General features: G+C 58.2%; 4 protein-coding genes. All 4 read left to right on the top strand.

The window, feature by feature from the left end; translation table 11 throughout:
- Positions 1–272 precede the first annotated feature (272 nt).
- Positions 273–2,957, top strand: coding sequence for a family 78 glycoside hydrolase catalytic domain (locus tag G8760_RS11725; protein WP_166351053.1), 2,685 nt, complete (start codon positions 273–275; stop codon positions 2,955–2,957).
- A 224-nt stretch (positions 2,958–3,181) separates the two neighbouring features.
- Positions 3,182–4,771 (top strand): ABC transporter substrate-binding protein, encoded by a 1,590-nt coding sequence (locus G8760_RS11720; protein WP_343074387.1) that lies wholly within the window; start codon positions 3,182–3,184, stop codon positions 4,769–4,771.
- A 97-nt stretch (positions 4,772–4,868) separates the two neighbouring features.
- Positions 4,869–5,834 carry an ABC transporter permease gene (locus G8760_RS11715; RefSeq protein ID WP_166351049.1) on the top strand — a complete coding sequence of 322 codons (966 nt, stop codon included), beginning with the start codon at positions 4,869–4,871 and terminating at the stop codon, positions 5,832–5,834.
- Positions 5,831–7,795 carry an oligopeptide/dipeptide ABC transporter ATP-binding protein gene (locus tag G8760_RS30810; protein WP_207782258.1) on the top strand — a complete coding sequence of 655 codons (1,965 nt, stop codon included), beginning with the start codon at positions 5,831–5,833 and terminating at the stop codon, positions 7,793–7,795. Before G8760_RS11715 ends, G8760_RS30810 begins: the two co-directional genes overlap by 4 nt.
- Positions 7,796–7,890 lie beyond the last annotated feature (95 nt).

The following is a 7,890-nucleotide window of genomic DNA, read 5'->3' as shown; positions in this document are numbered from 1 at the left end:
ATGGTACCTGACCAGGCCTTAGTGGCATTTCCGTTACCGAAACACATGTATCGAAAACCTCACCAAAGCCTAGCTTGCGAGATTACGGAGGTTGAAAAGCACTGTTCAATTAGCCACACTAACCCCACGGGCCGATCCACAGCCAGGCAACCAACTCATACCCCTGTGACCAGGGCGTTCAGCAGCTCCATCGACTGTTGACTGATAATCACGGGCTTGTCAGCATCGCTCGTTATCCGGATGAGGCACCAGTGATCGAATGGAGGTTGTCAATGACCGCGCCGACGCACTTGAAAGTGGAGCATCTGGATCACCCGCTAGGGCTCATGATGCACCAGCCACGCCTGTCGTGGCACCTACCGGACGGTGCTCGGTGTCAGCTCGCCTATCAGTTACGCGCAGGGGAATGGGATTCAGGTCAGGTGGAGTCCGCCACCTCGATACTGGTGCCGTACGACGGTCCAACGCTTCGGTCGGGGCAACGGATCGACTGGACCGTACGAGTCTGGACTGATCTCGGGCAAAGCGACTGGGCCCAGCCAGCCTGGTGGGAAATGGGCCTGCTCAGCATCGACGACTGGGAGGCGCAATGGATCGAGCCACCGCACACCACAAGAGAACCCTCGACGCCACGACACCCAGCATGGTACCTGCACACAACCTGCACCCTGCCCCACAACATACAACGAGCCCGCCTCTATGCCACCGCCCACGGCATATACGAACTCGCCATCAACGGCAAACGAGTAGGCAACGCAGAACTAACCCCAGGATTCACCAACATCGACACACAACTCCATGCGCAGACGTTCGCAGTGTCGGACCTCGTTGTGCCTGGCAAGAACGTTCTGACGGCCGTCGTGTCCGGGGGGTGGTTGACATGGGCGAGACGACTCAGGGACCGGGACCAACGGCCTGGGCTCTTGGCGCAGCTCGACGTTTACGACGACGCAGGGACGCGCGTACGGATCGGGACTGGTCCAGACTGGACGGCCGCATCTGGCCCGCTGTTGCGAGCTGATCTGCAGCATGGTCATGAGGTGGATCTAAGTCGCCGAGGGAAGTTCTGGTTCTCTCCTGGCGCCACTGCTGCAGCCGGCTCGATAGCAGTGTCGGTCGTCGAGCACGACCTGTCGCGGCTCACCTCGTCACCCGCACCGCCGGTCCGGAGAGTGGAGGAGTTGCGCCCCGTCACCGTTGCCCGGATCGCACCATTACGGCATGTCGTCGACCTTGGACAGAACATCAATGGGTGGATTCGCCTATCCAACCTAGGGAAAGCCGGGACGGCGCTAACGCTGACACACGGCGAAGTACTGGACTCCACGGGTGATGTCACAGTCGAGCACATCAACGACTCGCCGCCCGAACATGCGCGATTTTTCCAGAGTGACCATGTGATCGCGAGTGGCAAGCCCGGTGAGTACGTTGAACTGCGACACGCCACTCATGGCTTCCGGTATGTGCGGGTCGAAGGTGCCAGCAACCTGACTGTCGATGATGTGACAGGTGTTGTCGTCCACACGGACAACCGCAGAACAGGCTGGTTCGAGTGTAGTGATCAACGCATCAACCGGCTACACGACGCTGTAGTGTGGACTCTGCGCGGCAATATGTGCGACATTCCAACCGACTGTCCGACAAGGGAACGAGCTGGCTGGACCGCCGACTGGCAGCTGTCGTTTCTCACGAGCGCCTTCCTCTTCGACGTCGCAGGATTCACGACCAAATGGTTGCGAGACCTCGCTGCTGAACAATTGCCCAGCGGTGCTGTGCGTCACTGTGCTCCGGAACACATGCCTGATGAGATTCAAAGCGAAGCTGGCATGCCGCCAGGGTCGGCGGGCTGGGGGGATGCTGCGGTAATCGTGCCATGGCGTGCGTATCTCGTCTATGGTGACACGGATCTTCTTCGGGCCCAGTGGTCGTCGATGACGGCGTGGCTGAGATATGCCGCCCAGAGGGCCCGAGAACGGCGCCACCATGCCCGCGTCGCCCAGCGCCAGATCCCGGCCGAGCATGAGCGCTACATCTGGGACACTGGCTTTCATTGGGGAGAATGGCTGGAGCCCGACATGCTCCCTAACAATGCTGGGCGAGAAGATATGCAGGCTTATGTCACCGGCTTGAGCGATGCTGATCATGGGCATATTGCAACGGCATATCTATATCATTCGGCAAGTCTTATGGCGAAGATCGCCAATGTGATTGGTCAAGATGACGACGCTCTGCGGTATGCGGAGTTGGCCGCTGTGACAAGAACCGGGTGGCAACAAGAGTTTCTCAGCTCGGATAACAAGCTCCGCCCTGACACTCAGTCCAATTACGTTAGGGCGCTAACATTCGGTTTAGTCCCGAGCGCACACCGCACGCAGGTGTCGCAGCGTTTATGCGACCTGATACGCCAAGCCGGTACTCGCCTCGCGACCGGGCATCTCGCCACGCCGGACTTACTGCCCGCGCTCGCTGACAATGGCCACACCGATCTTGCCTACCAGCTCCTTCTTCAAGAGGAAGCACCGTCGTGGCTTGCAATGCTCAACCGCGGCGCCACCACAATGTGGGAACACTGGTCGGGCCTCGACGAGGCGGGACGACCCAGTGCGCCGGCCGGCGTTGGGTCCCTGAATCACAACAGTAAGGGGGCGGTCGCTAGTTTTCTCCATCGTCATGTCGCCGGCATCCAGATCCTCGACCACGCTCCCGCGTACCGGACCTTCAGAATCGCTCCTCAACCCGGTGGCGGGCTCACCTTCGCCCGCGCCATGCATGACTCTCCATATGGCCGGATTGAGAGTTCCTGGACGGTTGAGAATGACTCGTTCGTGCTCGATGTCGTCGTGCCTCCGGGAACCCTAGCGGAGGTAGCTCTGCCAGACGGGCAGCTAGTCGAGGTGCAGGCGGGCCGGGCTCGCCATCGATGCCGCATGCCCTCAGTACCTGTCCAGTCAGCGTAAAGATGGCTCCGCCCGACCCCCGCAATCGCCATGATCTTCTCGCCATGGCCAATTTAGCTGGCCAACTATTTGGGAGGGAGCTTCTAACAACCCAAGACGGAAGGCGTGAAGGATCCCTTTGAGAATGCCGCTGATCTACAGGGCCTCGGCCGTAACGGCGCACGCGTCGCCGTGTCGGGCTGGTCACTAAGCTCTTCAACTCGACGAGAAGATCGGAATTGACAATGCCGACACGTAGAGATGGGAAACTTACACGACGACGCCTATTCTGGCTCACAGCCGGAGCAGCGGCCGTCTCCTGTTCGACCAACGACGACGGCGGGCCCGGCACATCGGGACAAGGTGTCGATGCTAAAACTCCCAATGAGAGGTCGCTTGTTTTGCGATTTCACGACCGGACCGTTGCGCCCGACACGCTCGATCCCGCAAGAGGAATGGGCGTTCCCCTAGGCTATGACTCACTGATTTACGAGGCTCCTGATGGATCACTTCAACCCCAAATAGCGGAGGAGTGGGGTTACGTGGGTGATGGGAATGAGACTTTTGAGATCAGGCTTCGCAGTGGACTGAGTTTCACGGATGGCGAGCCTGTGAACGCTGAGGCTGTCAAGGTCAATATCGACTATAGGCTCGATCCCGCGGCGGGCAGCCAGTCAGCAGCCTTTCTTGGGTCCGTGACTGACGTGGAACTTGTCGACGATCTGACGCTGCGAGTCCATGTGTCCGAGCCCGACCCTTTGATGCCAGCAATATTCACGCAGCACTGGGGCGGTCCAGGGATTCTCATCAGCCCAGCAGCGCTAGAGGATCCTGGTGTCCTTGCAACGGGCACGTTTGGTGTGGGGCGATACATGATCGATCCTGGACGCACAGTCATGGGTGATCACTACACGTGGATTCCTGATCCAAACTATTGGGACCAAGATGCTATTTTTTGGGACGAGATAGTGATTCATCATATGCCCGAACTAAGTGCCGCATTGGCTGCGTTGCAATCTGGGCAAATAGATCTAATGCGTGCCGACGCAACGATAATCGAGGCTGGTCAGGCGGCCGGATTCGCGGTCGAAGGTCCCGGCATGCCGATTGTCCAGGGGTTCGCACTCATCGACCGTGACGGGGAAACAGAGCCAGCCCTTGGTGACGTTCGGGTCCGGCAAGGCCTGAACTATGCGATTGATCGCGAAAAGATCGCAAGGGCTCTGTTCGGAGATCTAGGGATGCCAACCGACCAGATGTCTGCACCGTCCAGGTCGGGCTGGAACGATGAGCCGTTCTATCCTTATGACCCGGATCGCGCGGCCCAACTATTTGCGGAGGCGGGCTATGGCGAAGGCTTCTCGTTCCGAGTGCGTATTCCGCCGGATGACGCGTTCACGAGGCTTACCGAAGCGGTCGCCGACGATCTCCGCAAAGTCGGAGTTGAACTACAAGTCGATGCTGTTCCCGGAAATCAGTTCGATCAGGGGGATGGTTCGACTAATCGCGAATATGGAGCAATCCTGATGGGTTGGGGGATTCATCCTCCGTTCCGCATGGGCAGAAGTTGGTGGTTGCCCAATTCTCCGAATAATGCATTTGGGACGGTTGACGAGCAGCTTGTTGAGTTAGACGAGGAGCTTGCGATAGCCGACGCTGAAGTGCAGGAGGAGTTGGATCAACGAATTATATCCCGAGTCGCGGAACTGGCGTGGTTCCTTCCCATCGTTATATTCGGCGAAGCTGTCCTTTATGACGATCAAGTGGTGAATCTTCCATGGACTGATTTTGCGAGCTTCCCATGGCCGACCGAATTTCGACCCGCCGTCGAGTAGGGCAAGCCACTGGTGCACGTCTGCGCCTATCTTTAAGAACGATACGACGAGCTCATTTGGTGGAATGCTGGTTGACCTTGGAAGGAGGTGGATTGCGGTGTTTCGGCTGGTGGTCCGGCGATTGTTGGTTTCGGTTGTGCTGATATTCGTTATCTCTCTGCTTACCTTTGTGTTGCAGGCGTTGGCGCCAGGGGATATGGCTCAGACTATCCTGAGGTCTGGTTCCACTGGAGGGCTGGGTGGAGGTTATTCAGATGAACAGTATGCTGAACTGCGACAAGAACTGGGCATTGACCGGCCGCTCCTTGCACAATATGGAGGTTGGCTCGCAGGCGCGGTCGGTGGAGACTTGGGCACGTCTCCGATCAGTGGCCTAGATGTTAGGTCGGCGATCATCAGCCGGCTCCCGGTGACGATGTCGTTAGTGGTTCTTGGAACAATCGTAACGGTAATAGTTGGCGTTGGAATGGGAGTGGCCAGCGCCGTCCGGGGTGGCCGCCTGGGAAAGTTGATTGACGTACTGGCCTTGGTGGGGTTCGCGATGCCAAGCTTCTGGTTGGGTCTTCTGTTGATGAGCTTGTTTGCGGTGACGTTGGGGGTCCTTCCAGCAACGGGATATGTTCCCATTGATGTGTCAGTAGGCGACTGGGCGCGAAGCATGATCCTGCCTGTGTCGACCTTAGCACTATCCGGGATAGCTGTCTTCGCAAAACAATCGAGGGATTCAATGCTGGATGCTTTGTCGCGCGACTATGTCCAGATGCTGCGTGCAAATGGAGCATCGGAATCGTCGGTGGTTCTTCGGCACGCCCTGCGGAATGCCGCAATACCGGTCGTGACGCTAGCCGGGCTGATGTTCATAGGATTGTTCAGCGGGGCGGTGTTCATCGAAAATGTCTTCTCACTGCCGGGAGTGGGCCGACTATTGGTGCAGGCGACGAACCAACATGATCTACCGGTCGTGCAGGGAGTTGTAGTGATGCTTGCTCTCGTGGTGGTCGTGATCAATCTTGGCATAGATCTGCTGTATGGGTGGCTCAACCCTAAGGTGCGAGTGACATGAGTGACATGATCACGAGGGGTACTCAACTATCGAACGTGTCCCTTGCTGGCGACAGCTCCGGCGGAGGAGCCGGCAGACAGCCGGTGGCTCGCTTTATTCTGAGAAGTCCGCTAGCTGTGGCGTCGCTGTGCTATTTGGCAATTCTGCTTTTAGCAGCCGTAGCGGCTCCAGTACTTGCGCCATACGATCCAGGCGCCCTGGATCTCGAAAGAGTATTACTGGGACCGACAGCCGAGCATCTCCTTGGGACGGACCCGTTGGGGAGAGACGTGCTGAGTCGATTGATGTATGCGGGGCAAGTGAGTTTCGTAAATGCAAGTATCGCAGTGGTGACCTATCTGCTGGTAGGCGTTAGCAGTGGATTAATTGCGGGGTTCTTAGGCGGGTGGACAGACCGTGTGTTCGCGTGGGTGGTAGATCTATTGATTGCGATCCCTGCCCTTATCGTGCTACTGGTCGTTATTTCAGTATTCGGTGGCAATGTCGTCGTAGCCATGGTGGCGTTAGGGATCCTGGGAGCACCGGGCTTCGCCCGCGTAGTCCGAGCTGTGACCTTGGCTGTCAGGAACGAGCTGTATATTTCTGCCGCAAAAGTCATCGGGCTGCCTAACCGACACATCATCGCCAAACACGTCTTGCCCCAGGTGGCTGGTCCGATATTGGTGCATGGGTCGTTATTCTGCGGTGCAGCTCTGTTGATCGACGCTGGCCTCGCATATCTCGGATTTGCGGTCGATCCGGGAGCGCCAACATGGGGGGGAATGATAGTTGAGGCGAGTACCGTAATGCAGCAACAATTGTGGCTTCTTGTCCCCCCCGGAGTAACGCTGGGATTGGCGACCTTGTCATTCGCATTGCTAGGAGACTCTATTCGAGACGCCAGGGCCGAACGGAGCGCCAGAGTGGTCGTTCGGCCATCGCGCGGAAAGCACCGGGTAGAGGCAGAGCCAACGCCGGCGCCCTCTCAAGATGCCGCGGAAGGCCGGGAAATACCGCTACTCGAAGTGAAGTCGATGTGTGTGACGTTATCAACCGAGAACGGTCCTGCGGCCGTGGTTGAGAATGTCAGTTTACACATTGGGTCCGGCGAAACTGTGGGATTGGTAGGTGAGTCTGGGTGCGGGAAGTCGATCTTGGCTAAGAGCGTGCTGGGGCTACTGCCGGCGGGTGGGCGTGTGGCGGGAGGGAGCGTTGTCTTTGATGGCATAAACATGGTGACTGCGGAACGGCGGGCAGTTCGCCGGTTGCGAGGTTCTGAGATCGCGATGATCTCCCAAGAACCCATCGCAAGTCTCGACCCTGTGTTCACGGTGGGACAGCAGGTTGGCGAGCTGGTACGAAGACATCATGGTGAAGGACGGCGCGCGAGCCGGGAACGGATGATGGATCTACTGGCCGACGTAGCACTGCCGGATCCGGGCCAGGTGGCGCGACGTTACCCACATGAACTCTCCGGGGGAATGGCGCAGCGAGTTGCCATAGCCATGGCGCTGGCGGGCGAGCCTCGCTTGCTAATCGCGGACGAGCCGACCACGGCGCTGGACGTGACCGTGCAAGAAGAGATCCTTGAACTATTGAGAGATCTCCAGCACGAGCGAGGGATGGCCATTCTGCTGATTAGCCATGACTGGGGTGTTGTTGCGGAGAACTGCCGTAGAGCGTATGTCATGTATGCGGGACACGTCGTAGAGTCGTGTACGGTATCGGAGCTGTTCACTCAGCCGGCCCACCCCTACACCGTCGGCCTGCTTGCTTCTGCGCCCCGCCGAACCCAGCCGGGTGGAGTTATACCCGCGATTCCTGGCCGAGTCCCAAGTCCGGGCTACTGGCCGCGGGGCTGTCACTTTGCTCCCCGGTGCTACCTGGCATCCGTGGAATGCACTGAAGATAGTGTTCCTCTTGTGGAATCGGCACCCGGCCATCTCACACGCTGTCTTCATCATGAGCTGATAACTGCCTAAGAAAGGGAACTTCCGTCAGTGGCAGGTTCCAATGTGGTGGCGACTAACTGCAAAGACCTAGATTCCGCACGACGCATTTGTTCACACTCACGCGC

The sequence above is a fragment of the Phytoactinopolyspora limicola genome, assembly GCF_011320225.1.
GTDB lineage: Bacteria > Actinomycetota > Actinomycetes > Jiangellales > Jiangellaceae > Phytoactinopolyspora > Phytoactinopolyspora limicola.
The sequence above is the reverse complement of the archived record's forward strand: the minus strand, read 5'-3'. Positions and strand labels throughout refer to the sequence as shown.